Here is a 26,548-nt window from a genome sequence, read left to right on the forward strand (position 1 = left end):
CGGCGACGTCGAAGACATTGGCGCCGCCCGGCAGGGTGTACTTGCCGACGTTGCGCATGCTGTTGCTGTTCACCTCGACGTACGCCACCGAGGCCGGCCCCTGTTTCCTGGCGGCGGGAGCCGCCGTCGCGCCTGGTGTGGCAGTCATTGCGCAGGTGAGCGCCGCGACGGCCGCGAGGGCCAAGGCGGCCTTCCGTGCTCTGTTCCGTACCGAAGCGAACATCGTTGATCGGTCTCCTGTCACGGGGGTCGGCACCCGGCCTGTCCGAGGCCGGGCGGGTCCTTCAGAGTCTTCCGGCCCCGCGCCCGGAACCCGAGAGGCGTGAGGGAACTCTTCACAACCTCCGCCCGCAGCGGCCTCGGAGTCCGGGGCCGGACCGTCGTTCAGTCCGCCCCGCCCGGGTCGTCGAAGTTCTTGTACTTGTCCAGCGGGAAGCCGCCGGTGATGTCGGCGAGTTGGTGGGCGTCGGTGCCCGTGGGCCGGTAGTGACCGCTGTCGTTCGTCCACTTCTCCAGGAAGCCGTTCGTGAACACGGCGGTGCCGGCCCAGTACACGAGTCCCTCACCGGTCCTTTTGGCCTTGGCGAGCGCGGAGTGGCCCTCTTCCTGCTCGGTGCCGACCTGAGAGGCCATGATCTTGTCGGGCTTGCGGACGGGGACGACGAAGTTGTACTTGCCGTTGGCCAGTTCGGGGGTCCCGTACTGTTTGCGGGCCTCGTGGGGTGCCGCGGAGTACAGCATCGTCGAAAGGTCCAGGGAGAGTTTGTAGCGTGCGCCGTTGCGCTGCTGGACAAGCATTTCGTTGGCGAAGGCGACCTTCCCCTCCAGGGGTACGGGGAGGTTCTTGTCCAGCTGTTTCAACAGCTTCGCCGCCATGTCGGTCTTGCCCTGGGCCTGGAGAAGGTCGGCGTTCCGCTTCAGTGCGCCGCTGGAACGCGACGCCTCCACGTCGTCGCGGGTCTGGCGGTTGGTGCGCTGGACCGCGGCGGGAGCAGCGGTGGTTCCGCCGCCGTTCGCCGCGATGCGCTGCAACTGCGACAGCCAGGCGCTCGACATTCCCGGCCGGGCCGCGGCACCGCGCACGGCGGCGGAGGAGGGCCCGCCCCTTGTGGCGTGTTGCCCGCCGTGCGTGTGTCCGTGTCCTGGGTGGTGCATGCAAGGTCCTTCCGGCAGCCGGAGATGGCTTTTCTCGTCGGGGGGCGTGCGGGACGAGTCAGGCGTCGTCCGACAGGTCCGGCGCGTTCTCGTACGGGCCGGAGCCCGTCGGCCGGTCCGTCGCCGGCGGCCCCGCCAGCATCCGTACGACGGCCGCGTTCCCGGCGGTGTGCTGAAGGTGGCTCAGGCGTACGACGATCTGCGGATCCGGCGCTCCCCGGGCGGCCGACGGCGTCGCGCGGGCGTGTTGCGGCGTGCTCACGGGGTCAGCCCCGCAGGGTCATGGTGATCGTCGCGCCCACGAACAGCCCTCCGCCGGTCCAGCCCTCGTGCCAGGTGCGGCCGGACTCCTGGCCGTACATGCGGAAGTACCACAGAGGGTCGTTGGAACTGCTGGTGTCGAGGGTGCCCTTCTTCTGCTCGCGGAAGTAGTTCTCCATGGTGATGTAGTCGTCGCCGCTCCTGGCGACGACTCCGCCGAAGTGGAACGGCGTGGTTCCCGCCATGTCGTCGACCTGTTCGGCGCTGGGCTGCGTCATGGTCGTCATTCCGTCGCCCACCTTGGGTGTGGGGGCGTGCTGGTTCATCCCCAGTGCCTTGAGCGTCGCCTCGGCCTTCTCCTCGTCCTCCTTGACCAGTTCCTGGAACCGGCCGGCCATCGCCTCCGTGGTCCTGCGGTAGGGCTCGGTGCCGACCTCGCTGACGAGGTCCTTGTCCCTCTCGTACCTGCCCTTCCAGCCGCCCTGCGGGTCCATCCGCACGAGGAACTTCTCCAGGAGTTCCCAGTACTTCGTGTCACCCTGGAACCACAGGGTGCTCTTCCCCGTGACGGCCCCGAGCATCTCGTTGCACCGCTGCGGCCCGGTCACGGCCAGACCCTTGGTCTTCGGGCCGCCCTTCTCCTTGCGGAGCTTGGGCTCGATCTCGTACAGCGTGACCTTCTTGCCCTGCCCTTCGATGGTCAGGGTCCTGCCGGTCTTGGAGAGGGAGATGCCCCTCTTCTGGTCGGCGCCGGGGAGCTTTTTGACGGAGGCGCTGAACTGCTTCTCGGTGGCGAAGAAGTTCTTCGGCTCCTTCCCGTCACCCGCGTGTTCCACGGCCAGGTCGAATCCGTCGGAGACGGCGAGGTCGACCTCGCCCTTGTAGACGAGGTGGGGCTTGGGGGGCGCGTGGGAGGACGTTTCGTCGAACCAGCTGCCCCGGTCGTTGGGCTCCTGGCCGACGAAGAAGTCGTCGGAGTCGGGCTCCTTCGCGGGGTACTCCGCCGAACCCGCCCTGATGACGTGCATCCGCTGCACGGACGGGCCCGGGCCGCCGCAGCCGTCGCCACCCGCGCAGCCACCACCGGCCGGATGCGCGGCGGGGCCCTTGTCCTGCCCGCTCTCGCGGCCGGAGACCGTGCGCTGTACCGGCGAGGGCCCGCGCATGACCTCGTCGGCCTTCTGCTCGGCGTGCCGCTCGCCCGAGTCGCCGGGGGTGGACATGCTGACGCCCTGCCCGTTGTCCGTGCCGGGGACCGGACCCTGCTTCTGGTCCTCGAAGTGGGCGAACTCGTGCGCCCAGTCCTTCATGCTCATGTCGCCGCCGACGACGATGTGGGGGCCGCTGGTGTACGCCTTGGCGTCCAGGAGGGCGGCGGACTCACGTGCCTGCGAGCCCCGGTGGATGAGGGCGCCGCTGAAGTCGGCGCCGCCGAAGCGCTGTTCCAACTCGCTCCGCAGTCCGGTCTCCAGCTGTTCGGCCGGGGAGTTGATGCCCAGATCGAGGGCCGCCCGCTGCACCTGGGCGTGGTCGGCCTCGGGCTCGGCGACGGTCGCGGAGGCCGACGGGGCCGCCGCGCGCTGGATGCGCTGGATCCAGGCCCCGCTCATCGGTGACACCGCCGGGCGCACGGCGGGCTTCCCCGCTTCCCTGTTCGGTGCCCGGCCGTGTCCCGGATACAGAGTCCGCATGCGTCGCCCTCTCCTCTCCCCCACCGAAGGTCACCCGGTGGATCACCCGATCTGCCACATCTACCGCAGCGGGAACGCGGCCGACAGGTACGCGAGTGCACATCCGGGGGCAGCCCCTGGAGTGCACCAGGGCTTGCCCGTTCGGGCAGACCGCGGGGGCAACGAGGGCACGTCCGCAACCGTCCGTGACCGGAACTCATCCTTCCTTCCGCAGGCCCCACTCCCGGAACGGGGTATCGGCGGGTACGCGCGTACAGCGACCGGTGCACGTTCGCACCAGCACTCCCGGGTACGTACGGCACCGCCTGACTCCCCCTCGCAGGTGCCTGTTCGGCCCTTGCGGACAGAGCGGTCCAGGGGGTGGCGTGCTCGACCGGCAGACAGGGCGCGCGTGTTGGCCAGTTCCCGTTCGTCCCCGTAAGCCCGCCCAGATCGCCGTGATACTGATGGTCACAAGGGGTTTCCATGTTGCTCAAGTAGATCGAAGGCGATCAGAACTTGCCCCCTTTCGTACGGGTGACGACATGTCACCGATGCCTGCCGCAGGATCCTGCCGACCCCGAACCACCGTCCGGGGCCCATGAGAGGAACGAAGCCGTGAGTGACCGTGCCGACGGGCCCCACGTCGCCGGCAGAGGGCTCCCGGGCGCGAGTACCACCGCCCCCCAGGCGCGACGCGTCCCCGTCGCAGTGACCGCACCCGACCCGCTCAGCCGCGAGGGCGCCGTCAGCCATCTGCGCCGCCATCCGGAGATCGAACTGAGTGAGGAGACGGGTCCCGGCACTGTCGCCCTGCTGATCGAGAACACCCTGGACGAGGCCTCCCTCACCCGGATCCGCCGCATCTCACGCCGTCAGGGCGCCCGTGCCGTGCTGGTGGTCGGCTCGATCCGGGAGAGCGAACTGCTCGAAGTCGTCGAATGCGGCGTCGGCGCGATCGTCTGGCAGCACCAGGCCACCGCGCCCCGGCTGGTGCAGGCCGTGCTCGCGGCCTCCCGGGGCGACGGCGACCTCCCGGCCGATCTGCTGGGCAGGCTGATCAGCCAGGTCGGCACGCTGCAACGGGGAGCGGCCGGCCGGGCGGGCACCCCCGCGCTCGGCCTCGCCGCCCGTGAGGTCGACGTACTGCGTCTGGTGTCCGAGGGGTTCGACACCGGGGAAATAGCGGCGAAGCTGTCGTACTCCGAACGGACCGTGAAGAACGTCATCCACGGGCTCACCACCCGGCTGCACCTGCGCAACCGCGCGCACGCCGTGGCCTACGCCCTGCGCGAGGGCTATATCTGACCGGCGCGCGCGGGCCCGGTCCGACCGGTTGCCCGCACGTCCCGCCGACTGCCCCGCACGGAGCTCCCGTACGGCCGGACGCGCACCCCGGGCGCACCCCTGGATGACTGCTCGGGCACCTCTGCCTGCCCCGTCGCCGGACCCGCCCGCCCCGACGCGCCTGGGGTCGGCGGGGCGGCACAGGCACGATCGAGGCCGGGCGGTGCGGAAGACGGGCCGCCCCGGCACGGAATGCGGACGGAGCGGCGCGTGATACACGAGGTGGACGAGGTCCTGGGGAACCTGCTGCGGGGCGGGGCGTTGAAGGAGTCGCGGGTCGAGGTGTCCTTCGAGGCACCCACCCGGGACTGGGCGGCACGGCGCAACGCCCCCACGGTCAACGCCTATCTGTACGACATCCGCGAGGACGTGGCCCGCCGGCAGCGCGGGCAGCTCCCGGTGCGCGACGAGCACGACGTCGTCGTACGCCGCCGCCAGCCGCCCCGCTGGTTCAGGCTCTCCTACCTGCTGACCGCGTGGACGAAGATCCCCCAGGACGAACACCGCCTGCTGTCCGCCGTGTTGGCGACCCTGCTGCCCCGCGAGGTCCTGCCCCCCGGCGAACTCCCGGGCTCCCTGGGGGCTTTGGGCCTTTCCGTTCCGCTGTCCGTGGCGGGGGTCCAGACGGAGTCCCGGTCCCTCGCCGACATCTGGTCAGCGCTGGGAGGGGAGTTGAAGCCGTCCCTGGACCTGGTGGTGACCGCCCCGTTCCCCGCCTTCCCGGAGTACGACGCCGGACCGCCGGTCACCGAAGGGACGACGGTACGGGTACGTACGGTGGACGGCACCCCGGCGGAGGCCTCGGAACGCTCCCACCGGCCGCGCCAGGTGGCGGCCGTCCGCGCCGCCCGCAAGGCGGCCGCCGCGACCCGCCGCAAGGGGCTGCGATGAGCACCACGGAGACTTCCGCACCGGACACCGCGCCGGCCCGGGCCCTGGTGGCACGGCTCGCCGGTCTGCGCGAGCGGGTCGCCGCGCTGGTCGAACGGCGCAGCGCCGCCGACCCCACCGCGGACGACCCCTTGCGCGGCCTCTACCTGTCCGAGGACGCCGTGCGCCATCTGCTGCGCACCCGGCAGATCACCCCGGGTGACGACGGAAGCCAGGTTACCGACGGGTTCACGCCAGATGCCGCCACGCCGGGCGCGGGGTCCGACGCCGGCTCCCCCGCACCGGACGACCGCCTGCCCCGACTCGCCGCCCGCACCGGGCTCACCGCCCTCGACGCCCAGCTCCTGCTGATCGCCCTCGCCCCCGATGTCGACCGCGGTGTCGAGCAGTTCTACGGCTACCTCAACGACGACGTGAGCCGCCGACGCGCCACGGCGGGACTGGCCCTGGACCTGTGCGGAGTGCCCTCGCACACCGGCGGGGCCCGGGCCCGGCTGCATCCCTCGGCCCCGCTGCGCGCGTTCGGCCTACTGGAGGTCGAGGAGCCGGAACGCCCCTTCCTGACCCGGGCCTTGCGCGTCCCGGACCGGATCGTCGCCCATCTCCTCGGCGACGACACTCCTGACGCGGACCTCCTCGGCGCACTCCTGCCGCTGCCCGGGCCGCTGCCCCTCGACCTCGCCGCCACCGACTTCGCACAGCGGCTTTCGGCCCGGCTGCGCAGCGGCCCGCTCACCGTCCACCTGCGGGAAGCACGCGAGGGCGACGGTCTGACCGTGCTCAGCACCGCGTTGCGCGCCGCCGGGCTCGCCGCCCTGGTCTGCGAGGAGCCCGAACAGCTCGTACCCCAACTGCTGCGCGAGGCACGGCTCGGCGGCCGGGCGATCGTGGTGCCGCGCCTTCCCGAACATCCCGGGCCGCTGGTGCGGGCACTCACCGGCGCACCGGACGTGACCGTACTGCTGACCGATCCCCGGCCCTACGATCCGCACTGGTCGTCCGCCTCTCCGCTGGTCCTGGAGGCGCCGGGCCGCCGGGCCGGCGGAACGGACGCCTGGCGGGCCGCGCTGGGCGCCGACGCCGAGGCGTTCGACCTGCCGGCAACCGTCGCCCCGTACCGCCTCGACGGCGACCGCATCCGGCAGACGGCCCAAGCAGCCCGGGCGCTGGCTGAGTTCGACGGTTCGCCCGTCACCGCGGACCATGTCCGTCGTGCCGCGCGCCGCCAGTCGGTGTCGGGGCTCGAACGGCACGCCCGGCGGATCCGGCCGGACGTCGACTGGACGGACCTGGTCCTGCCGGACGGGCCGCTGACCCAGCTGCGCGAACTCGCCCTGCGCGCCCGTCACCGGGAACAGGTGCTGGGCGACTGGCGGTTGAGCGCGGGCGGCGGGCGCGGGCACGGGGTGCTCGGGCTGTTCGCGGGAGCTTCCGGTACGGGCAAGACGCTGTCGGCGGAGGTCGTCGCCGCCGATCTCGGGCTCGACCTGTACGTCGTGCAGCTGTCGTCGATCGTCGACAAGTACGTGGGCGAGACGGAGAAGAACCTCGAACGGATCTTCACCGAGGCCGACCACACCGACGCGGTGCTCCTGTTCGACGAGGCGGACGCCGTCTTCGGCAAGCGTTCGGAGGTGAAGGACTCGCACGACCGGTACGCCAACATGGAGAGCGCGTACCTGCTCCAGCGGCTGGAGTCCTTCGACGGCATCGCGCTGCTCACCACCAATCTGCGGGCCAACATCGACGAGGCGTTCACCCGCCGGCTCGACCTGGTGGTCGACTTCCCGTTCCCGGACGTGGAGCAGCGGCTCGCGCTGTGGCGCCACGGGATGAAGCACGTGCCGTCCGACGACGGCATCGAACTGGACGTCCTGGCACAGAACTTCGAGCTGGCGGGCGGCACGATCCGCAGCGCGGTCGTGACCGCCGCCTACCTCGCGGCGGGGCGGGGCGGCCCGATCCGCACCGAGGACCTGCTGGAGGGGGCCCGGCGCGAGTACCGCAAGGCGGGGCGGCTGGTGCCGGGCGAGGGCAACTGGTGAGGTCGGGCGAGGGCAACTGGTGAGGTGCCGGGCCTAAAGCCCCGGCCCGGCACCTCACGCCGTTCGGCGGGCGGTCGGTGGGCGGTCAGTCCTTCAGCCGGACGATGCGCCATTCGTGGTCGTCCGTACGGCTGCAGTCAAAGATCATCAGTGCCATGCCGGGCCGGTTGTCGGCGTTGCCGGCCACGTCCAGGCACTTGCCGTTGCTGGCGAAGTTGCGGATCCAGTAGACCCCGGGGTCCGTCTCGTCGAGGTACCAGAGCTGGTTGTCCTTGACCGTGCCGTCGCAGTGGAACTCACCGATCGGGGTGCGGATGGGCCGGCCGTCGTATTCGCCCAGGTCCATGCAGAAGCCGTCGGCCTTGTTCTTGATCAGGAAGAGCGGCCTGCCGCCGGGTCCGCCCTTGGGCAGGGTGACGTCCAGGTCCCAGACCTGGTTGTCGCCGCGCTCGCGGCACTCGCCCTGGATGACCGGGCCGTTGATCTCGCCCTTGCCCTCGCCGGGGAGGTCGGCGCAGCGCTGGGTGGCGGTGTTCCTGAGCAGGACGTTCTCGGCGGGGACGACCGGAGGCTTCTTGGGCGGCTTGGGCGCTCCGCCGCCGCCGGCGGGCTTCTCCTGGGCCGGGGGCTTCTCCTCCTTGGGCGGTTCCGGCTGCTTCTCGGGCTCCTTGGGCTTGGGGCTGGGCGGCACGGGCAGGACGTTGCCGACCGCGGCCTGTTCCGACGCGCTTGTCCTGACCTGCGGTTTGTACGCGATCCAGAGAGCTACGAAGGCGACGGCGCACGCGAGGAGGAGTCCGAGGAAGGTCGCCAGCCAGCGCGGCAGGAAGCCGCGCTGCACGTACAGGCCCTCCGTCTCGACCGGGTCGGCGCCGGAGCGGCGCAGCGCCAGGTTGTAGGGGCGTTCCTGCTTGGAGCCGAACCAGATGATCTGCCGCGGCTTGAGGTCGGCGTCCACGAAGGCCGCCCGGCCGGGTTCGATCTGTACGTTGCCGGGCCGGATCTCGTACGAGAGGTGGTCGCCGTTGTCGCTGCCGCCGATCGACGCGGTCAGCTTGACGTTGCCGAGGTTGTCGACCGCGAGCCGGGGGCGTCCCCGGAAGCGTCCCTTGACCGTGGGCGGGACGATCTCAGCCCGGATCTCGGTGAAGGGGGTGATGGTGAGGTTGCCCTCCTGGACGGTCACCGCCTCCGGGTGTTCGGTGGGGGTGATGCGCACGGCGTACGGGTTGGGGCCCGCCGTGGCGTCCGGGGTGCGGGGCGGCTCGAAGGTCAGGTCGACGGTTCCCGTCGTACCGGGGTACAGGCGCAGTGTCTGCGGCTCCACCCTGATCCAGGGTGCGAGCTGGCCGACCGGCTCGAACCGGTACTCGTCGACCACGTCTCCGGTGTTGCGCACCCGTAGCTGGGCCCGCGTGGTGCTGCCGGGGTCGACGGTTGCGGACAGGGGTTCAAGGGAAGTCCAAAGGCTCACCCCCGCACGCTAGTTGGGCGGCCTCGGCACGGTCACCGGCAGCCGGGGCAGACCGTGCTGCCCCCAAGGGCCGCACCGGGTGGCACGGCGGTGCGTGCGGAAGGCACAGCGGGCGGACGCACCGTCCCCAGCGGGCCAGCGGGCCGGCGGGCGGCGGATCCCGGGCCTGCCGGGCGGGCGGGCCGGTAAGCGGAACGGGTGGGCCGGTACGCGGGGCCGCACTCCGGTGCCCCTGTGGGCACACCGGAGGGTGCCGAACTGCCCCCGCACCGGCCCCTGCGGCCGTTTACGCCGAGGTCGGGCACCCGACAGGCTGACCGGTGTCCTGTCCTATCCGGAGGAGCGCAGAGCATGCCGTCCTACTTGTCGCCCGGCGTCTACGTCGAGGAGGTGGCCAGCGGCTCGCGCCCCATCGAAGGGGTGGGCACCTCGGTGGCGGCCTTCGTGGGGCTCGCCCCCACCGGACCGTTGAACGAGCCGACGCTGGTGACCAACTGGACGCAGTACGTCGCCTCCTTCGGTGCGTTCACCGAGGACTACTACCTCGCGCACTCGGTCTACGGCTTCTTCAACAACGGGGGCTCCGCCGCGTACGTGGTCCGGGTCGGCGGCGGCACGGACGACGCGGCGCAGCCCGGGAAGGCGGCGGCCCCGGCCGCGGTGCGGGGATCGCGCACACCGGCCGCCCTGCCCGCGGCCGAGCCCGTACGGCTGGGCACGTTCGCCGTGACGGCCAACGCCCCCGGCGCGAACGGCACTCTGACCGTCGAGGTCACCGACGCCGAGGGCGAGGGCCCGGCCGAGCGGTTCAAGCTGGTCGTCAACGACGGCGGCAAGCCGGTCGAGACCTTCGAGGTGAGCGCCAGCAAGAAGAGCGGGCGCAGTTACGTCGTCACCCAGGTCAAGGAGCGCTCGCAGCTCATCACGGTGACCGAGGCCGCGCCCGCCGCTGAGCTGGCCCGCCCGGAGAACCAGACGGTCGCGCTGCCCGCGCCGCCCGCCCCGGCCCCGGCTCCGGCGGAGACCGTCGCCCCGGAGCGCTCCGGGCACCCCGGCCCCGCCCAGTACCTCGGCGACTCCGCGGACCGTACGGGCTTCGGCGGGCTGGAGGCCATCGACGAGATCTCGATGGTCGCCGTGCCCGACCTGATGTCCGCCTACGAACGCGGCGCTATCGACCTGGAGGCCGTCAAGGCGGTCCAGCTCGGGCTGATCGCACACTGCGAACTGATGGGCGACCGGGTCGCCATCATCGACCCGCCGCCGCGCCAGAACGCCCGCCAGATCCGGGTGTGGCGGCAGGAGACGGCCGGTTACGACTCCAAGTTCGCGGCCCTGTACTACCCCTGGATCAAGACCTTCGACCCGGCGTCGGGCCAGTCCCGGCTGATCCCGCCGAGCGGCCACGTCGCGGGCATCTGGGCGCGCAACGACTCCGAGCGGGGCGTGCACAAGGCGCCGGCCAACGAGGTCGTACGCGGCGCGGTCGACCTGGAGCTCCAGATCACCCGCGGCGAGCAGGACCTGCTCAACCCGATCGGCGTCAACTGCATCCGGTCCTTCCCCGGCCGCGGCATCCGCGTCTGGGGGGCCCGCACTCTCTCCTCGGACCCGGCCTGGCGCTACCTGAACGTCCGCCGGTACTTCAACTACCTGGAGGAGTCGATCCTGATCGGCACCCAGTGGGTGGTGTTCGAGCCGAACGACCACAACCTCTGGGCCCGCATCCGTCGCAACATCTCGGCGTTCCTGGTCAACGAGTGGCGCAGCGGCGCGCTCTTCGGGCAGAGCCCGGCCGAGGCGTACTACGTGAAGTGCGACGAGGAGACGAACCCGCCGGAGTCGGTGGACGTCGGCCGGGTCGTGTGCGAGATCGGCATCGCGCCGGTCAAGCCGGCCGAGTTCGTGATCTTCCGGCTGGCCCAGTTCTCCAGCGGGAGCGGCGAGCTGGAGGAGTAGGCCCGCTTCGTTCCGCACCGGGGTGGGCCCGCGCGCGGGCCCACCCTTCCCCCTTTCCGCTCTTCGACCTCCTAGGACAGCGAACAGATGAGTCTCCAGCCGGGCGACGCCCTCACTTCACACAATTTTGGGCTGCAGATCGACGGCGTGATGGTCGAGTACCTCGCCGAGGTCAGCGGCCTCACCCTGGAAATGGACGTCATCAAGTACCAGCAGAACAACGGCGCCACCGGCAAGAGCGAGGTGTCGCTGCTGCCCGGCACGCAGAAGGACGGCCAGTGCACCGTCGTGCGCGGCATGACCCAGTCGTCCTCGTTCACCACCTGGATCAACGACTCGATCAACGGCCGGATGTCCACGGCCCGCAAGAACGCCTCCATCATCGTGATGGACTTCGAGGACAACCCGGTCAAGCGCTACAACCTGCGCAACGCCTGGTGCAGCAAGATCGACACCAGCACCGTGAAGGCGGGCGAGGCCTCGGCGCTCACCGAGACCGTCACGATCGTCTTCGAAGAACTGGTCATCGAGTAGTGCGGCGCACGTCCGCCGGGACCCGGAGCGCGGCGGCGCCGAGCGGGATCCCGGACCAGCTGCCGCCCGCGGCACCGGCTCCCGTGCCGGAACCGGCCCCGCCGGTGCGGCAGGAGAAGCTGCGCACGGAGTTCCCCTTCGAGCTGCCGCGCGGGTACGTCGACGACTCCGACGTGGTGCACAAGCACGGCGTGATGCGCCTGTCGACGGCCCGGGACGAGCTCGTCCCGCTGCGCGATGTGCGCGTCCAGGAGAACCCGGCGTATCTGTCGGTGGTGCTGCTGGGCCGCGTCATCACGCAGTTGGGGACGCTTTCGATGGTGCACGACGGGATCGTGGAGAACATGTTCGCCTCCGACCTGGCGTTCCTCCAGGACTTCTACCGGCAGATCAACGCGGAGGGCCACACCCGCGCGGCCGTGCACTGCCCGCACTGCTCCGAGCCCTTCGAGGTGGAGCTCGGCGGGAGCCGCCTGGGGGAATCGTGACGTACGCGACCGACCGGCTGCACGAGGAGATCGCGTACGTCGCCTACCACTTCCACTGGGACCTGGAGTCGATCCTGGACCTCGAACACCACGACCGCCGCCGGTACACGGACCAGATCGCGTCCCTGGTGACGCGCGGCGCGGAGGGCTGACCGGTGGGACTCCTGGACCGGCTGCGGGGCGGCCGAGGGGACGGCTCGGGCGAGCCCGTCGCCACTTCGGCGACGGACGCGGGCGCGGGTACGGGTGCGGGTGTGGATGCTGACGCGCGTACGGGTGCGTCTTCGCGTACGGAAACGGCTTCCGTGCCCCGCGCGCTCGCGGCCTGGCCCGGCCTGCCGCCGATGGCGCGCTCAACGGGCATGGCGCGTACCGGAGTTGCGGACAACAGTTTCGGCGGACAGCTGCCCACGTGGCAGAACCCGTCGTTCACGGGCGCACCCTCGCCCGCCGTGCTCGATCCGGTGGCGAGTGCCGGGCTGCTCTCGGGCGCACTCACCACGCCGGCAGCCCGGCCGCGTCCGGCCACGGGGCTGGAGCGGGCGTCGCGGCCCCTGCCGCGTACCGCTCCCGCTCCCCCGTCCGCCCCGCCGGTGCAGCGGATGCCGGTCGCGCCGCTGCGTGCGATTCCGGCATCGGCCGGCACGCCGGAGGCTGTGCCGGCCGTGGCCGCCCCGCAGGTGCGGTGGGCGCGTCCGGTTCCTTCCGAGGGGTCGGTTGCGCAGCCCCCGGCCGGGCGTGGGGTGCGGGTTGCTCCCGTACCGGCCGTCGCGTCCCGGCCCGGCCCGACGCTGACCAGGTCACCGGGCGGCGGAGCGGCCGTACAGCGCCGGACCCTGCGCTCCTCCCCCAGGACGCCGGATTCCCGGCCTGCCCCGACCGCTTCGGCCTCGCGGTCCGAGGGGGGCGAGCGGGGCGGCGGGACGCCGCCCGACACCGAGCCTGCGCGCGGTCCGTCGGCTCCGGCCGATGTACCCGTACGGCGCGACGGGGGTGCGGAGTTGACTCCGGGGCGGGATGCGGGTGCGGCGGCGCCCGGCCCGGCTGCCCGGCCCGGTACTGCACCGACGGCTCCGGTCGACATGCCGGTACGGCGGGACGAGAACGCTGCGAACACTCCGGCGGCGGGGCGATCCGCCCCGGTCCGGCCCGACGCGTCGGGCATGAGGCCTCAACAGGGCGGCTCAGCAGCCGAGTTGCCGGTGCAGCGCATGGCTCGCGCGAACTCCGGTGCGTCCGGCTCCCCGGTGCCGGGGGCGAGCAGCGCGCGGGAAGCGGCGAAGCGTACGGCCGCAGGCGCTCCAGGACGGGGCACAGCCGCCTCCGGGCCGAGTGCTCCCGTACGGCAGTCGGGCGGCGACGCGACGACGCGTTCCGCCGCTCGCCCGGTGGAACGCCCTGTGGCGGAGACGGCCGTTGGGCCCACGCTCAGCAACCCCTCGCCGACGCCTCCGGCACACCCTTCCACCGGGAACACGGCCGGGGCGGACTCCGGAGCACCTTCCGCACCCGTGCAGCGGGCGGCGCGCACGCCCTCCGGCAGCACCCCGACGAAGGAGGCGGACCTTCCGGCCCCGACCGGCACCCCTGCGGGTCCTGCCGCCGCACCCGGCACCGGCACAGCCGCTCCTGTGCAGCGCGCCGTACGGGAGCGTCCGGCCACCCCCTCCGGCAACGGTACGAACACGGGGCCGGTACGGGATGCGCGCCCCTCACGGGGGCCCGCCGCTCCCGCGCGCCCGGGGACGTCGCCCGCGGTTCAGCGGTCCCTTGCCGCTTCCGCGCCGCACAGCGCCGCGCCGACACCGGCGCAGGGCCCTCAGCCCTCCCCGGGGCGCACCGCACAGCCCCGGCCCACCGGTCAGGCGTCCGCATCGGCGCGGGCCGAGCGCGATGCGGTCCCGGGCAGCCCCGCCACCTCGCCCACCCGCTCCGACGCGGCCCCGGCGACGCCCGCACCGGATGCCGCTTCCGCGCATCCCCGCACGGGTGCACCAGGCCCTGTCGCCGAGCCGGGTGCACGGCGGGAGTCCAGCGCCTCACCCGTACAGCGGGTGCTGTCCGAGCAGAAGTCCCGTACGCGTCCCAGCACGTCCGGCACCACGCGGGAACCGCAACGGCCCGCTTCCGGTCCGGCTTCCGGTCCGGAGGTGCAGGACAACTCCCCCTCCGCGCAGACCGGTTCCGCACCGGTCCAGCGCGCCCAGGCACCGGCCCCCCTTCCCGGGGCCACGCCGCACACCGCGTCGGCCACGCCCTCCAACCCCACCGCACGAACCGGCGAGCCCGTGCGGCCATCACCCCGAGCCCCTGTTTTCGGCACGGCCGCCGCCCCCATCCAGCGCACCACGTCCGGACCGGGCCGCGGTCCCCTCGCACCCGCGACGCGGTCGGCGGAACGGGCGGAACCAGGCACCCCCGTGCAGCGCAGGGTCACAGCATCCCGGGCCGGGCTGGGCGCACCACTGGCGAGGAAGCCGGACGGCACCGACGACGGCGGCCCCACCGCGCCCGGTTCCGGCCCTGCCGGGCGCAACAGCCATCCCGTCGACCACAGTTCCGGCCCCGCCGCATCCCGTACCACGCCCACCGCACGCGACGACGGCCCCGCCGCACCCCGTACCACCCCCGCCGCGCTGCCCAACGCCCCCGCCCGGTTCGCCGACAGTGGGCCCGCGACGACGTCGTCCGCGCCGGAGTCGGCACCCGCAGCCCCGGTCCAGCGTGTCGCCTCACGCACCAACCCGGGTTCGGCAGCTCCGACGGCCTCGGCTCCCGCTGCTGCACCCTCACCACCGGCACCATCTGCCGCACCCGCAGCCCGGCGCCGTTCCTCTGCGTTGGGCGCGCCGCTCCAGGCCCCGCCGCCCGGCACCGGACCGATCGGCGGTCCGGCCGCCGCGCCGTTGCCCCCGGCCGGCGTCGTACGGGCTCCGGGAGCAGCGGCCCCCGCACCCGTGCAGCGGACGGTTACCCGAAACGTGCCCGCTGCGTCAGGACCTGTGCCGGCTTCCGGGCGCCGTTCCTCCCCGGGCGCTCCCGTCGGCATCCCGCCGCTCGGCGGGCCCGGTCCTTCGGCGGACACCGTACGGGCGGCGGGGTCCGCACCGGACAGCAGCCGGACCGGTTTCCCCGCGACCGCCCCGGTGCAGCGCGTCGTCACCCGTACCGCGGCCCCCTTGCCCGCTCTGCCCTCAAGGCCCGGCCCGGCGGGATCCGACGTGTCTGGGCCCTCGACCGCGCAGCGCACCGCCGCAGTCCCCACGTCCGCCGTCCCGCTCCGCCGTCCGGACGCCGCAACTGCGCCTTCCCCCTTGCCTGTTGCTCCCCTGGCCGCACCGCCCGCCCCCTCCGCCCCCCAACCCGTCCAGCGTGCCTTCGGCATGCCCGGCGGTGGGGTCACCGGGGCACTGGCCGCCGCGGCTGCGGCCACCGTCTCGCAGTCGTTGGGGCGCTTGCGGCCGCAGGCCTCGCCCGCCGAGCCGCCCCTTCCCCACGGCGGCGGCTCGGCGCAGGGTCCGCCGTCGTACGAGGAGGCGACCGCCGGCTCCGCCCCGGTCCCGGTGGTGCCGCCGCCCGGGTACACGCCCGTGCCGGCCGGCGGGTTCGACCCGGACAAGCTCACCGACCTCCAGCTCGACGCGCTGGTGCACCGGATCATCGGCCGCGTCACCCGGCTCGTCCGCACCGAGCTGCGGATGGACCGCGAACGCGTCGGCCGCCTCCGGGACCCCCGCCGCTGACCCCGTACACCCGCCCGCCCCCGCAGAAAGGCCCCCGATGCCCCGTCAGGACCCGGGCTCCACCATCTGGTTCACGCTGACCATCGACGGCGAGAGCCTCGGCTACTTCAACGGTTGCGACGGACTGGCCACCCAGGTGGAGGTCGAGCACCGGCAGGAGGGCGGCAACAACGGCTTCGTCTGGACGCTGCCGACCCGGATCACCTTCTCCACCATCCGGCTGACCCGCCCGCTCACCCCGGACACCGCGAAGGTCGCCAAGTGGATCTCGTCGGTGCAGACCGGCATCAAGCGGCCGACCGCCCAGATCGCGGCGCTGCGCGCGGACGGGTCGGAGGTCGCGCGCTGGGGGCTGATCGACGTGCTGCCGGTGAGCTGGCAGGGGCCGTCGCTGAGCCCGGACAGTCCCGCCGTCGCCACGGAGGTCCTGGAGATCGCCCACCACGGCTTCACCGACTGATCCCGGCCCACGGCGACGACGTACGACCCCAGAGCCACAGAGCCACAGAGCCACAGAGGAAGACCACCGAGAGCACATGGCCAAGAGCAGCAAGGGCGCGGGCAAGAGCCTGGTACGCGCCTCCCTCGCCATCCACGAGCCGCCACTGGGCACCAGCACCACGCCCGGCGGCATCATCAAGACGTTCCCGTTCTCCTTCAACCCGGCGGAGCTGACCATCAGCCGCCGCGCGCAGTGGCGGGTGACGACGGCTCCGGCGGTGCGGGAGGGCGCCAAGCCCGAGTTCCTGGGGCCCGAAGCGCGCGAGATGAACGTGGAGATCTTCCTCGACACCTCCGGCGAGCCGACCTCGGACTCCGTGCTGAAGCAGGTCGAGACGCTGCTGAGCTGCTGCGAGACCACCCAGCAGTCGATCAACGCCGACCAGCCTTCGCCGCCGTGGGTGGTGCTGGAGTGGGGGGCGTTCTCGACCGCCCGGTTCGTGGCGTACGTGTCGTCGGTGGAGGCGTCGTACACGCTGTTCAGCACGACGGGGGTGCCCATCCGGGCGACCTGCCGGATGCAGCTGAACGAGGTCCCCAGCGACAAGAAGAACCAGAACCCGACCTCGGGCGCGCTGACCGCGCAGCGGGTGCACCGGGTCGTGGCCGGGGACTCCCTCCAGTCGCTGGCCTGGCGGGAGTACGGCGACGCGACGGCGTGGCGGGCGATCGCGGAGGCCAACGGCATCGACGACCCGTCGCGGCTGCCGAACGGTGCACAACTGCTCATGCCGGCCGCCGGGGAGGTGCGTGGCTGATGGTGAAGCCCGCGTTCTCCAGCATCATCCACGTCGGCATCGGCGGGGCGAAGAAGCTGACCGCCGAGCTGGCGCCGTACTTCGTGGACGGCTGGGTCGATCAGGGTGCGGGGGTGCCCGCCGCGTTCCGGCTGACGTTCCGCGACCCGGGGCGGCTGGTGCTGGGCGAGCTGAACGCGACGTTCGGGACCAAGGTGGTGCTGACCCCGATCGCGGACGGCCAGGGTGCCGGGAAGCCGCTGCTGACCGGTGAGATCACGGGACTTGAGGCCGACTACGACGGCACCGGCACCTACACCGTGATCCGCGGCTACGACTACGGGCACCGGCTGGTCCGTCAGCGCAGGGTGGTCGCGTACACCAACCAGACGGCGTCCGACATCGCGCGCAAGCTGGCCGGGCAGGACGGTGTGCCGATCGGGCGGATCGACCCCACCCCCGGCCTGTACGAGTTCATCAGCCAGTCCAACGTCACCGACTGGGACTTCCTGGCCCGGCTCGCGGACGAGAACGACCGGGTGATGTCCCTGGACGCCGAGGGGCGGTTCCGGTTCGTCAAGCCGAAGGCGTCCTCGGGTGCGCCCTCGCCGAAGGCGAAGGCCGACAGCAGCCCGTTCATCCTCAAGGCGGGCGAGGACATCCTGCGGCTGCGGGCCGCGGTCACCGCGTCCGACCAGGTCAGCAAGGTCGAGTCGCGGGGCTGGAACGTGAGAACCAAGAAGAAGCTCGTCGAGCGGCAGGCGATCACCACCGACCCCGGCATCGACATCGGTGAGACTCCCGGCAAGGTCGCGGGCAAGTTCAAGCCCGCCACGCTCGTCGAGACACAAGTGCCGTACGACCAGCAGTCCGACGTCCGGTACGCGGCCAAGGCGCTGGCCTCGGACGTCACGTCGTCGTTCGCCGAGCTGGAGATCGCCGCGCGCGGCAACCCCGAACTGCGGCCCGGCATCCCGGTGGCGCTCGCCGCCGTGGGCAAGCCCTTCGAGGGCAAGTACACGGTGACCTCCGTGCGGCACAGCTTCGGCGACGGGGACCGCTACGAGTCGTGGGTGACGGTCAGCGGCCGTCAGTGGCGTTCGCTGTACGGGCTGGCCTCGGGCGGCGCCTCGGACAGCGGCGGCGCGAAGCTGCCCAGCGTCGCCAACGCCCAAGTGGTGGACGTGAAGGACCCGTTGGAGCAGGGTCGGGTGAAGCTGTCCTTTCCGTGGCTGGACGACGCGTACGTCAGTGACTGGGTGCGCAGCGTGCAACTGGGCGGCAAGGGCGGCGGCGGGGTCTTCCCGATGGACGTCGGCGACGAGGTGCTGGTGGGCTTCGACCGGGGGGCGCTCGACCACCCGTTCGTGATCGGCGGCCTCTACAACGGCCGGGACAAGCCGACGCAGGTCAAGGACGTCGACCTGCACGACGGGTTGCGCAAACGCGCCATCCGGCACACGCTGTCCGACCGCAAGGGCAACCGGGTCGACCTGCTCAGCGAGCAGACCGGCAGGCGCAAGCAGGGCGTGCGGATCGCCACGGGCAACGACAAGCTGATCGTCAATCTGGACCGCACCAAGACGGAGATCACCGTCAACAGCGCGGGTGAGGTCAGGATCAGGGGCGGCAGCTCGGTGTCGGTGTCGGCGGGCGCCGACCTGACCCTGAACGCCACCCGGAATCTGAGCATCCGGGCCGGCGGCATGGTCACCGTGCAGGGCGGCGGCATGGTCAGCGTGCGGTCGGCGGCCGCGCTCAACGTCAGTGCCGGGGCGGCGCTCAGCCTCACGGCGGCGGCCGCGGCGACGCTCACCGGAACCGGGTCGGTGCAGATCAACTCGGTGGCGAACGTGAGCGTCCAGGCCGTCACGCTGGCGCTCAAGGGCGGCATGACGACGATCGACACCGTGGCGCCGCTGATGGTCAACAGGAAGCCGTACCCGATCCCGTGACCCGCCCGCCGGTCCGGCCCCGCGCGACACGGCCCACGGGTACGGCGTACAGCCCGACTCGGCGCACTGCCGCGACGTACAGGAAGAAAGAACGGGAGATTCACTGATGGCCGAACAGTTCGTCGGCTCCGGCTGGTCCTTCCCGCTGCGCATCAGCCCCACGGGCGGCATCGCCATGGTCAGCGGTGAGCGGGAGATCGAGGAGGCCATCCGGCTGGTGCTGGCGACCGCGCCGGGCGAGCGGCCGATGCGGCCCGAATTCGGCTGCGGGGTGCACGAGTTGGTGTTCGCACCGGTCAACGAGCAGACGGCGGGGCGCATCCAGCACGAGGTGCTGATCAGCCTGGACCGCTGGGAGCCGCGGATCGAGGTGCACAGCGTGGAGGTGTCCGCGGGCAGCGAGCAGAGCGTGCTGTACATCGACGTCCAGTACTCGATCCGCGGCACCAACAACCCGCGCAGTCTCGTCTTCCCCTTCTACGTCATCCCCTCCCACGACGAGCCCGGCCTGCCGGACTCCGCCGAAGGACCGGGCCTGCCCCACGGTTCGAACGGCCCCGGCAACCTCCCCGAAAGCGAACGCTGATGCCCCTGCCCTCCCCCAACCTCGACGACCGGCGCTTCCAGCAGTTCGTCGACGAGGCCAAGCGCTACATCCAGCAGCGCGCGCCCGAGTGGACCGACCACAACGTCTCCGACCCCGGCATCACCCTGGTGGAGACGGTCGCGCACATGGCCGACCAGATCGTCTACCGGCTCAACCGGGTTCCGGAGAAGAACCACCTGGCCTTCCTCGACCTGGTGAGCATCACGCTGTTCCCGCCGACGGCAGCCCGCACCGACGTCACGTTCTGGCTGTCCGCCCCGCAGGACGAGCCCGTGGACATCGCGACGGGCACGGAGGTCGCCACCCAGCGCACGGACCACGAGGAGGCCGTCGTGTTCGCCACCGAGCACGACCTGACCGTCGTGCCGTGCGGGCTCGGCCGGCTCGTGGTGCAGCGTCAGGGTGCCCCGGTCGTCGACCGTACGGACGACCTCGCCGAGGGCAAGGACCTGCTGTGCTTCTCCGAGGCGCCCGTCCCCGGCGACTGCATGCTGATCGGCCTGACCGCCGCCACCCCGCACTGCGCCGTCGCGCTCGAACTCGACAGCCGGGTCGACGGCGTCGGCGTCGACCCGCGCCAGCCCCCGCTGGCGTGGGAGGCGTGGACCGAGGACGGCTGGCAGGCCTGCGAGGTGGACCGGGACGGCACCGGCGGCCTCAACCGGCCCGGTGACATCGTGCTGCACGTCCCCGGCGGCCACGTGCTCTCGCGGACCGGCGGCCACGAGGCGGGCTGGCTGCGCTGCCGGGTCACCGACCCGCTCTCCGGCCAGCCCTTCTACACCACCTCACCCACCCTGCGGGCCGCCGACGCGTTCACCGTCGGGGGCACGACCCGCGCCGTGCACGCGGAGACCGTGTACGACGAGGCGCTCGGCGAGTCCACCGGCCTGCCCGGACAGCGGCTGCGCCTGGAGCACGCCCCGGTCGTCGGCGACGACCCGCCGCTGCTGCTCCAGACCGCCGCGTACGACGGCTGGGTGGACTGGCAGGTCGTCCCGCACTTCGGCGCGTCAAACCCCGGGGACCCGCACATCACGCTCGACGCCGCGACCGGCGAGATCGCCTTCGGCCCCGCCGTCCGCGAACCCGACGGCACCCTGCGCCAGTACGGGGCCGTCGCCCCCAAGGGCTCGGTCGTCCGGGCCCGCCGCTACCGCACCGGCGGCGGCCGCTCGGGCAACGTGGCGCGCGGCACGGTCCAGGTGCTGCGCACCTCCATCCCGTACGTCTCCGAGGTCGTCAACCGGGAGGCGGCGCGCGGCGGCGTCGACGGCGAGACCGTCGAGGAGGCGAAGCTGCGCGCGCCCATCACGCTGCGCGCCCAAGAACGTGCGGTGACCCTGCGGGACTACGAGGAGCTGGCCCGGCGGGCGGCCCCCGAGTGCGCCCGGATCACCTGCCTGTCCGGCGAGGAGGGCGAGCACGGCGCATACGCGGTACGGGTCCTGGTGGTCCCGCAGGCGGTGCCCGACCCCGGCGGCAGGCTCCGCTTCGAGCAGCTCGTCCCCGGCGACGACCTCCTCGGCCGGATCACCCGCCACCTCGACGAACGCCGCCTGATCGGCACCCGGCTGGCCGTCGGCCCGCCGTACTACCAGGGCGTCACCGTGGTCGCCACCGTCCACGCCTTCCGGGGCGTCGACACCGACCGGGTGCGCAGGCAGGCCCACGACGCCCTGTTCCGCCACATCGACCCGCTGACCGGCGGGGCGGACGGCCGGGGCTGGCCGTTCGGCCGTCCCGTGCAGGCGGGTGAGATCTTCGCCGTCCTGCAGCGCGTGCCCGGTGTCGAACTCGTCGACGAGGTGATCCTGCACCCCGCCGACCCGCTCACCGGCAAGCGCGGCGACCCCACCGACCGCATCGACCTCCGGGCCCCTGCCCTGGTCTTCTCCTTCGACCACCGGGTCCGGGTCGTGGGGGGTACGTCATGACGCGCGACACGTACGGCCGGAATACCCCGGGGCCGCCGCCCGCCCGCGCCCCTCGTTCCTCCCCCTCCGGAGGCCACTCGTGAACGGCGGCATCAGCGACAGCCACGGTCCGGCGGACGACACCGGTACGGGCTCCCGGGGCGACGGCGAACGCCGTCCGGGCGGACGCCGGGCCGGGGTGGACGGCCTCGGGTCGTCCGCGCCGCTCGGGGCCATGCTCCCGGCCGTGTTCGCGGACGACGACCTCGCCCAGCGCTTCGTCGCCGGGCTCGACGAGGTCCTCGCCCCGATCCTGCACGTGCTCGACTGCCTGGACACCTACTTCGACCCCGCCCTCGCTCCCATCGACTTCGCCGAGTGGCTCGGCACCTGGGTCGGCGCGGAGACGGACGGCACCGAACCGGAGTCCCGGCTGCGGGACGCGGTCGCCTCGGCGGCCGCCCTGCACCGGGTGCGCGGCACCCGGCAGGGTCTCTCCGAGGCGGTACGCCTCGCCTTCGGCGTCGTGCCCGACATCAGCGAGAGCGGCGGTGCCGACTGGAACGCCCGCCCGCTCGGCCCCTTCCCCGGCGTCCCGCGCCCCCACCTGCACGTCACCCTGCGGCTGCCCGCCCCGACGACGACGGACGTCCACCGGCTGGACTCCCTGGTCGCGGCGGCCCGCCCGGCCCACATGCCCTACACGGTCGAAGTGACCGCCTCCGAAAGGACCTTGGAGCGATGACCGCCCAGAACTGCCCCGAGTGCGGGACCCGCACGGAACCGGGCCAGTCCTTCTGCGACGCCTGCGGCGCCGTACTCGGCTGGAACCGGCCCGGCAGCCCGGCCGGCACGGGCTCCGCCGCCGAGGCCCCCGTCTCCCCGGCGGCCCCCGTCACGGAGGGCGGCACTCCGTGGAACGCCTTCGACCGGCCGGGCCCCGGCGGCGCGGGCCTGGCCCCCGCCCGGCACAGCGGACCGGCACCCACCGCAGCCGAGCAGCGGTACGCCGTCGACCCGGCACACTCCCGCCCGGCGGACACGCCCCGGCCCGCCTGGGACGCCTCCGCACCGGCCGCACGCGACGTCCGCCCCGCCGAGGCCGGGGCGGGCAACGACACGTTCCCGCAGGAACCGGTGCCCGAGCGGTACCCGGCCACCGGCACCCCGCCGGTGAACTCCCGGCCAGGGGCCGGTGACCACGGCGGACCCCCCGACGCTCCCGGTCACGACGCCGCCGAACGCGCCCGCTCGCTGCTGGTACCCGTGGCCGAGCCCGAGGGACCGAGGAGTGCGCCGCCCGTCGCGCCCGTCCTGCCCGGCCGGCCGGACGCCGAACGGCCCCATGTCCGTACGCCGGAACCCCTGCGGGACACCGGCGACGGCCCGCCCTGCCGCTGGTGCTCCACGCCCAACCGCCCCGGCCGCCACTTCTGCTGCCGGTGCGCGATGCCGCTGGCCGAGGAGACCGAGCAGGCGACGCCGGCTCGACTCCCCTGGTGGCGGCGCCTCCTGGGACGCAGCCGGCGGGACACCCCGTGGGCCGGCGACCGGCCGCCGCTGCGCCGCGCGCTCGACCGCATCGGCACCTGGATCGGCATCACGGTGGCGCTGGCACTGGTCGTCCTCGCCGCGGTCTTCCTCCCCGACGGCATCGACGCCACCAGCGACCACTTCGCCAAGCGGGCCCCGGTCTCGCCGGACACCGTCCTCGCGTCCCGCACCTTCCCGGGGCACAAGCCGGAACTGGTCTTCGACAAGCGGAGCAACACCTGGTGGGGTCCGGGGCGTGCGGAGTCCGGGCAGGGCGAGTGGATCGAGGTGGGCTTCCGGGAGCCGACCCGGCTGCTGGACGTGATCATCACGCCGGGGGTCTCCAGCCGCCCGGAGAAGATCGGCGAGTCCGCGCTGCCCCACCGCGTCAAGGCGACGATCACCGGCAAGGACGGTACGACGACCACCCGTGAACTCGTCCTGGACCAGGGCGCGGGCGCCCAGCGGCGGCCGTTCCGCGTCGGCGAAGTCACCAAGGTCCGCTTCACCGTCGAATCGGCCCATGCGGCCTCCGCGAGGAAGCAGGTGGCGCTCGCCGAGATCGAGTTCTTCGGCCCCTCCTCCGCGAGCCGCTTCTGACGCCCCGCACAGGAGAGCGGACTTCTCTCACGGCCCGGTCGAGCACGCGCCCGCGGGAGAGGGCCCGGCCGGTGCGGGCGGGCGACTGCCGACGTCCGCCCGGTCCGCGCGGGCGGCGAGCGGGCCGCGCGCGGTGGCGAGCGAGGTACGGGCCCGCCGCCGGCCGGCACCCCCGGCCCGTACCTGCCGGCCGACAGGGCGCGCTGGTCCCCCGATGTGACCACTCGACTCCCCTGCGCTACAAGTGGCTGTCGTGCCAGGCGCGTTGACGCGAGCGGTTCGCCGCAGTTCCGCCGCTGGTTTGCCCCTGTTTCGCCGCGTCGACGGTGCGTAATTCGCGGACCGCGGCGGGTCCGCCCCTTGGTCGAGTGGACGAGGCGAACGGGCCGTGCGCCCTGCACCCCCACCGGTTCTTCCTCGGGCATGCCCCGCATCTGCCCGACCGGCCTCGCGGGCTGGCCTCGGGGGCGCCCGGTCCGCGCCGGTCGGCGCGGCCGGACCGGCGCTCGCCGCCACCCCGGTCGCCTACGTCGCCAACTACGGCTCGGACACCGTGTCGGTGATCGACACCGCCACCAACGCGGTGACCGCCACCGTTTCCGTCGGGACGGCACCGGCGGGAACGGCTGTGACACCCGACGGCGCGAAGGCCTACGTCACCAACGAGTCCTCCTCGTCGGTTTCGGTGATCGACACCGCGACCAACACCGTGCGGGATCACGCCGCGAGCAGGCGAACCGCTCGATCGCGGTCGGTCAGCACCAGGAAGGAGTCGGTCTCCAGGTCCATCACCACGGTGGCCGGCATCCCCTCACGTCGGCATGCACGCGCGTAGTCGTCGGCGCGGCGGGCCGCTTGGGGCGAGCCGGCCGGGAAGGACTGCAGGATCTCTTCGTACATGGCTCTCCTCCAAGGCCGGGGACGCTCCGTCGTCCGTTCTCTCGTATGCCCCGGAATTCACTGTTCACCGGCCGGGTCGGCGGCTCGCAGCGCCGCGCAATCAGGGGTTCCGACGTCCCTCTCGCGTGCCATGACCGGTACCTCTGCCCAGTTGTGATCGTATCCACGGAGAAATATGGCTTTTTCGATCATTCATAGTCGGGAGTTCGGACGATGCGTCGACCTGGTTCAGTGGTTCTCGCTGTCGCGGCGTGCGCGGCGGCGACACTGCCGCTCTCCGCGCAGGCGCAGGCTCGAACTGACACCTACACCGTGACGGGCTGCGTCCCGGACGCCGCGACCGGCAAACCCGTTCCCGAGGTGACCGTCCACGCCTCCTGGCTGGCGGACGGAAAGATCGCGGCGGTCGCCAACATATACGGCGACACCGTCAACCCCGGCATCTCCTCACCGGCACCCGGTCCCCTCTTCGCAGGTGTCCCCATGTGCGTCGTGGACCCGCTCGTCGACGGCGTACCAGAACCCGCACGATGGATCTTCTGCCTCAATTACCCCCTGCGCGCGTGCGGAGAGAACTCCTACCGGCCCTCCAGCAGCAAACGTGGTGCCCGCACCGACCTCAGCGACCTCGACCGGGCGCGCCTGGCGTACGTGTTGTCGCCCCCGTCGGCCGACTACACGAATGCCGCCACGCGGCGCACCATGCAGTGGCGGGTGTGGTGCGTGACCGAGCGGTACCCGGCGAACAAGTCGGTTCCCGGCGGAAAGTGCCCGGACTGGCCCACGATCGACCCGGCCCTGGTTCTCCAACCGTCACTGGACGTACGGGCGGACACCGCTCAGCCCGCTCCGGGCAGCGGTCTGCGGTTCACGGTGACCTCCAACCTTCCGCGGCTGCGCGTCGAGCGCAGTGGCATCGACGCGCTGACGGTGTGTGAGGGCAGCGAGGGGACGCTGAAGGACGGCCTCCTGGAACTTCCGTCGGGCACTGGGCGGACACAACTGTGCGCGGTGCGGGCGGCCGAGGGCGTCGGCACGGTCACCGCGGAGCCCGTCGACCACACGGCCGCGTCCCAGGAGTTCCTCCTCACGAGCAGCACCGACGAGGACTGCCAGGGCTTCCTGGCCTCTCGTCCGGTACCGGGCGCCCTGCGTTCGGTGGCGCGGGGGACCTGGCGGGAGTTGCCGCGCCCGAGTGAACCGGCACGTCCGAGTGAACCGGCACATCCGCCGGAGCCCGTCCGCCCACCGGAGTCCGCGCCCACGGGCGAACCGACGCCGCAGCCCCCGAACGTCCCGCCCGCATCCGCGCAACCCGTCTCAGTGCCGCCCGTCCCTGAGCCGCCCATCGCCGTACCGTCCGCTGCCGTACCGCCCGTCTCGGTGTCACCAGTGCCGGTACCTTCCGCCGCCGTACCGCCTGTCCCTGAGCCGCCCGTCGCCCTACCGCCAGTCCCTGAGCCGCCCGTCGCCCTACCGCCAGCGTCAACGCCTCCCGTACCCGTCACCCCCGTCGGCGCCCCCACGGCGCAGCCGACGCCCCCGGCACCGACACCCTTCCCGCCCACGCCTCAGAGTTCCAGCACGCCCCGTCCCGTGCCCACACCCACGGCTGCAGACCCGGTCCCGGTGGCCGTGCCGCCGGGGCGCAAGCCGCGACTGCCCGAGACGGGTGTGCCGGTCAGTACGACGGGAGGGCTATGGGCCAGTGCGGGGCTGATGGTGCTCGGCGCGGCCGCCGTGGTCCTGGTGGCGCGTCGCCGGAGTCGGGCGCAGGACCTCTGACCGCTCAGGCGGTGCGGTGGAGGCGGGCTCGGGGACTGGCTGCGCGCCGACCGGTTTCCTCAGCAGATCGATCCGCTGCTGGACCTGGTACGCGCCGTGCAGGCCCAGGCGAGCTCGCCGGACTGACCGGTGATCCGGTGGCAGCCACGGTGCTGGACTCAAGCAAGTGGCGGCGCGCCTACCAGGCCGAGGCCCGCCGACGCGCGGACGGCACGCGGGCCGCCGTCCAAGCCGGGCAGGGCCGTGCGGTACTGGAACGGATGCGGCCGGGCCTGCCTCTGCCGGAGGTGGCCGACCCGTTCCCTCTCGAAGTGCACCATGCGATCAGCTCACCGGCCGAGGGTCTGCCGGTGCTGCCCGCCTAACTGATCGTTTCAGAATGAGGTTCGGAGTCGTCTCAAGCAGATGATGCTGCAGGCGAGTTGGAGCAGGCCGAGGTGGAGGTCG

24 protein-coding genes and 2 pseudogenes are annotated in these 26,548 nt (G+C 72.7%); 18 read left to right on the forward strand and 8 right to left on the reverse strand.

From position 1 onward, the window contains the following. From IE269_RS42010 to IE269_RS42025, 4 genes and pseudogenes are all read right to left on the reverse strand, one after another. Positions 1–223, reverse strand: a pseudogene (locus tag IE269_RS42010) (chitinase); the annotation flags it as partial. A gap of 161 nt (positions 224–384) precedes the next feature. Next, entirely contained in the window at positions 385–1,155 is a 771-nt protein-coding gene (locus tag IE269_RS42015; protein WP_189828643.1) for a hypothetical protein, read from the reverse strand. A 58-nt stretch (positions 1,156–1,213) separates the two neighbouring features. Then, positions 1,214–1,417: a hypothetical protein gene (locus IE269_RS42020; protein WP_189828644.1), complete on the reverse strand. Its 204-nt coding sequence runs from the start codon at positions 1,415–1,417 to the stop codon at positions 1,214–1,216. A gap of 4 nt (positions 1,418–1,421) precedes the next feature. After that, positions 1,422–3,026: an eCIS core domain-containing protein gene (locus IE269_RS42025; RefSeq protein ID WP_189828645.1), complete on the reverse strand. Its 1,605-nt coding sequence runs from the start codon at positions 3,024–3,026 to the stop codon at positions 1,422–1,424. A 771-nt stretch (positions 3,027–3,797) separates the two neighbouring features. Between IE269_RS42025 and IE269_RS42030 the strand changes: the two genes are divergently transcribed. The 3 genes from IE269_RS42030 to IE269_RS42040 all read left to right on the forward strand — a co-directional run bounded on the left by IE269_RS42030 (position 3,798) and on the right by IE269_RS42040 (position 7,369). After that, complete coding sequence (locus IE269_RS42030; RefSeq protein ID WP_318299701.1) at positions 3,798–4,394, forward strand: helix-turn-helix transcriptional regulator; 597 nt, start codon at positions 3,798–3,800, stop codon at positions 4,392–4,394. A gap of 249 nt (positions 4,395–4,643) precedes the next feature. Continuing rightward, positions 4,644–5,324, forward strand: a complete 681-nt coding sequence (locus tag IE269_RS42035) for a Pvc16 family protein (RefSeq protein WP_189828647.1) — start codon at positions 4,644–4,646, stop codon at positions 5,322–5,324. Continuing rightward, on the forward strand, positions 5,321–7,369 hold the full coding sequence (locus IE269_RS42040; protein WP_189828648.1) for an ATP-binding protein: 2,049 nt from the start codon (positions 5,321–5,323) through the stop codon (positions 7,367–7,369). The genes IE269_RS42035 and IE269_RS42040 overlap by 4 nt, the downstream gene beginning before the upstream one ends. Before the next feature lie 85 nt (positions 7,370–7,454). Here the strand turns inward: IE269_RS42040 and IE269_RS42045 are convergent, their stop codons facing one another. After that, positions 7,455–8,843: an RICIN domain-containing protein gene (locus IE269_RS42045; RefSeq protein WP_189828649.1), complete on the reverse strand. Its 1,389-nt coding sequence runs from the start codon at positions 8,841–8,843 to the stop codon at positions 7,455–7,457. A gap of 351 nt (positions 8,844–9,194) precedes the next feature. Here IE269_RS42045 and IE269_RS42050 point away from each other — a divergent pair, with 351 nt between their 5' ends. From IE269_RS42050 to IE269_RS42065, 4 genes are all read left to right on the forward strand, one after another. Further along, positions 9,195–10,802 carry a phage tail sheath family protein gene (locus IE269_RS42050; RefSeq protein ID WP_189828650.1) on the forward strand — a complete coding sequence of 536 codons (1,608 nt, stop codon included), beginning with the start codon at positions 9,195–9,197 and terminating at the stop codon, positions 10,800–10,802. Between the two features lie 87 nt (positions 10,803–10,889). Next, complete coding sequence (locus IE269_RS42055; RefSeq protein WP_189828651.1) at positions 10,890–11,336, forward strand: phage tail protein; 447 nt, start codon at positions 10,890–10,892, stop codon at positions 11,334–11,336. After that, on the forward strand, positions 11,336–11,824 hold the full coding sequence (locus tag IE269_RS42060; RefSeq protein WP_189828652.1) for a hypothetical protein: 489 nt from the start codon (positions 11,336–11,338) through the stop codon (positions 11,822–11,824). Before IE269_RS42055 ends, IE269_RS42060 begins: the two co-directional genes overlap by 1 nt. Beyond that, the gene (locus IE269_RS42065) at positions 11,821–11,976 is read left to right on the forward strand and encodes a DUF6760 family protein (RefSeq protein ID WP_189828653.1); all 156 of its coding nucleotides are present in this window, start codon (positions 11,821–11,823) and stop codon (positions 11,974–11,976) included. The genes IE269_RS42060 and IE269_RS42065 overlap by 4 nt, the downstream gene beginning before the upstream one ends. A gap of 1,019 nt (positions 11,977–12,995) precedes the next feature. Here IE269_RS42065 and IE269_RS42070 read toward each other — a convergent pair. Then, complete coding sequence (locus IE269_RS42070) at positions 12,996–13,445, reverse strand: hypothetical protein (RefSeq protein WP_189828654.1); 450 nt, start codon at positions 13,443–13,445, stop codon at positions 12,996–12,998. 240 nt (positions 13,446–13,685) lie between these two features. After that, the gene (locus IE269_RS42075; RefSeq protein WP_189828655.1) at positions 13,686–14,564 is read right to left on the reverse strand and encodes a hypothetical protein; all 879 of its coding nucleotides are present in this window, start codon (positions 14,562–14,564) and stop codon (positions 13,686–13,688) included. 574 nt (positions 14,565–15,138) lie between these two features. Between IE269_RS42075 and IE269_RS42080 the strand changes: the two genes are divergently transcribed. The 9 genes and pseudogenes from IE269_RS42080 to IE269_RS42120 all read left to right on the forward strand — a co-directional run. Then, entirely contained in the window at positions 15,139–15,567 is a 429-nt protein-coding gene (locus IE269_RS42080; protein WP_189828656.1) for a hypothetical protein, read from the forward strand. A 37-nt stretch (positions 15,568–15,604) separates the two neighbouring features. Further along, positions 15,605–16,027, forward strand: coding sequence for a phage tail protein (locus IE269_RS42085; protein ID WP_189828657.1), 423 nt, complete (start codon positions 15,605–15,607; stop codon positions 16,025–16,027). 76 nt (positions 16,028–16,103) lie between these two features. Further along, positions 16,104–16,826 carry a CIS tube protein gene (locus tag IE269_RS42090; protein ID WP_189828658.1) on the forward strand — a complete coding sequence of 241 codons (723 nt, stop codon included), beginning with the start codon at positions 16,104–16,106 and terminating at the stop codon, positions 16,824–16,826. Then, the gene (locus IE269_RS42095) at positions 16,826–18,760 is read left to right on the forward strand and encodes a VgrG-related protein (RefSeq protein WP_189828659.1); all 1,935 of its coding nucleotides are present in this window, start codon (positions 16,826–16,828) and stop codon (positions 18,758–18,760) included. The genes IE269_RS42090 and IE269_RS42095 overlap by 1 nt, the downstream gene beginning before the upstream one ends. A 106-nt stretch (positions 18,761–18,866) precedes the next feature. Beyond that, positions 18,867–19,346: a GPW/gp25 family protein gene (locus tag IE269_RS42100; protein ID WP_189828660.1), complete on the forward strand. Its 480-nt coding sequence runs from the start codon at positions 18,867–18,869 to the stop codon at positions 19,344–19,346. Beyond that, the gene (locus IE269_RS42105) at positions 19,346–21,304 is read left to right on the forward strand and encodes a putative baseplate assembly protein (protein WP_189828661.1); all 1,959 of its coding nucleotides are present in this window, start codon (positions 19,346–19,348) and stop codon (positions 21,302–21,304) included. Before IE269_RS42100 ends, IE269_RS42105 begins: the two co-directional genes overlap by 1 nt. Positions 21,305–21,518: 214 nt before the next feature. Beyond that, entirely contained in the window at positions 21,519–22,028 is a 510-nt protein-coding gene (locus tag IE269_RS42110; protein WP_189828666.1) for a phage tail protein, read from the forward strand. Beyond that, positions 22,025–23,416, forward strand: a complete 1,392-nt coding sequence (locus tag IE269_RS42115; RefSeq protein WP_189828662.1) for a zinc ribbon domain-containing protein — start codon at positions 22,025–22,027, stop codon at positions 23,414–23,416. The genes IE269_RS42110 and IE269_RS42115 overlap by 4 nt, the downstream gene beginning before the upstream one ends. Before the next feature lie 388 nt (positions 23,417–23,804). Beyond that, positions 23,805–24,116 (forward strand): annotated as a pseudogene (locus IE269_RS42120) (hypothetical protein); the annotation flags it as partial. 17 nt (positions 24,117–24,133) lie between these two features. Here IE269_RS42120 and IE269_RS43640 read toward each other — a convergent pair. Continuing rightward, positions 24,134–24,316 carry a hypothetical protein gene (locus IE269_RS43640; protein ID WP_318299700.1) on the reverse strand — a complete coding sequence of 61 codons (183 nt, stop codon included), beginning with the start codon at positions 24,314–24,316 and terminating at the stop codon, positions 24,134–24,136. A 231-nt stretch (positions 24,317–24,547) separates the two neighbouring features. Between IE269_RS43640 and IE269_RS42125 the strand changes: the two genes are divergently transcribed. Together IE269_RS42125 and IE269_RS42130 are read left to right on the forward strand one after the other, a co-directional pair. After that, positions 24,548–26,101 (forward strand): hypothetical protein, encoded by a 1,554-nt coding sequence (locus IE269_RS42125; RefSeq protein ID WP_189828664.1) that lies wholly within the window; start codon positions 24,548–24,550, stop codon positions 26,099–26,101. Between the two features lie 137 nt (positions 26,102–26,238). Continuing rightward, the gene (locus IE269_RS42130) at positions 26,239–26,466 is read left to right on the forward strand and encodes a hypothetical protein (protein ID WP_189828665.1); all 228 of its coding nucleotides are present in this window, start codon (positions 26,239–26,241) and stop codon (positions 26,464–26,466) included. Positions 26,467–26,548: the final 82 nt, after the last annotated feature.

The sequence above is a fragment of the Streptomyces spiroverticillatus genome (assembly GCA_014650415.1).
Lineage (GTDB): Bacteria > Actinomycetota > Actinomycetes > Streptomycetales > Streptomycetaceae > Streptomyces > Streptomyces spiroverticillatus.

Excerpts from the sequence above, each read along its gene's own strand:
- IE269_RS42015 (WP_189828643.1), bottom strand. The coding sequence starts at position 1,155 with ATGCACCACCCAGGACACGGACACACGCACGGCGGGCAACACGCCACA.
- IE269_RS42025 (WP_189828645.1), bottom strand. The coding sequence starts at position 3,026 with ATGAGCGGGGCCTGGATCCAGCGCATCCAGCGCGCGGCGGCCCCGTCG.
- IE269_RS42040 (WP_189828648.1), top strand. The coding sequence starts at position 5,321 with ATGAGCACCACGGAGACTTCCGCACCGGACACCGCGCCGGCCCGGGCC.
- IE269_RS42050 (WP_189828650.1), top strand. The coding sequence starts at position 9,195 with ATGCCGTCCTACTTGTCGCCCGGCGTCTACGTCGAGGAGGTGGCCAGC.
- IE269_RS42055 (WP_189828651.1), top strand. The coding sequence starts at position 10,890 with ATGAGTCTCCAGCCGGGCGACGCCCTCACTTCACACAATTTTGGGCTG.
- IE269_RS42085 (WP_189828657.1), top strand. The coding sequence starts at position 15,605 with ATGCCCCGTCAGGACCCGGGCTCCACCATCTGGTTCACGCTGACCATC.
- IE269_RS42090 (WP_189828658.1), top strand. The coding sequence starts at position 16,104 with ATGGCCAAGAGCAGCAAGGGCGCGGGCAAGAGCCTGGTACGCGCCTCC.
- IE269_RS42095 (WP_189828659.1), top strand. The coding sequence starts at position 16,826 with ATGGTGAAGCCCGCGTTCTCCAGCATCATCCACGTCGGCATCGGCGGG.
- IE269_RS42100 (WP_189828660.1), top strand. The coding sequence starts at position 18,867 with ATGGCCGAACAGTTCGTCGGCTCCGGCTGGTCCTTCCCGCTGCGCATC.
- IE269_RS42105 (WP_189828661.1), top strand. The coding sequence starts at position 19,346 with ATGCCCCTGCCCTCCCCCAACCTCGACGACCGGCGCTTCCAGCAGTTC.
- IE269_RS42110 (WP_189828666.1), top strand. The coding sequence starts at position 21,519 with ATGCTCCCGGCCGTGTTCGCGGACGACGACCTCGCCCAGCGCTTCGTC.
- IE269_RS42115 (WP_189828662.1), top strand. The coding sequence starts at position 22,025 with ATGACCGCCCAGAACTGCCCCGAGTGCGGGACCCGCACGGAACCGGGC.
- IE269_RS43640 (WP_318299700.1), bottom strand. The coding sequence starts at position 24,316 with ATGTACGAAGAGATCCTGCAGTCCTTCCCGGCCGGCTCGCCCCAAGCG.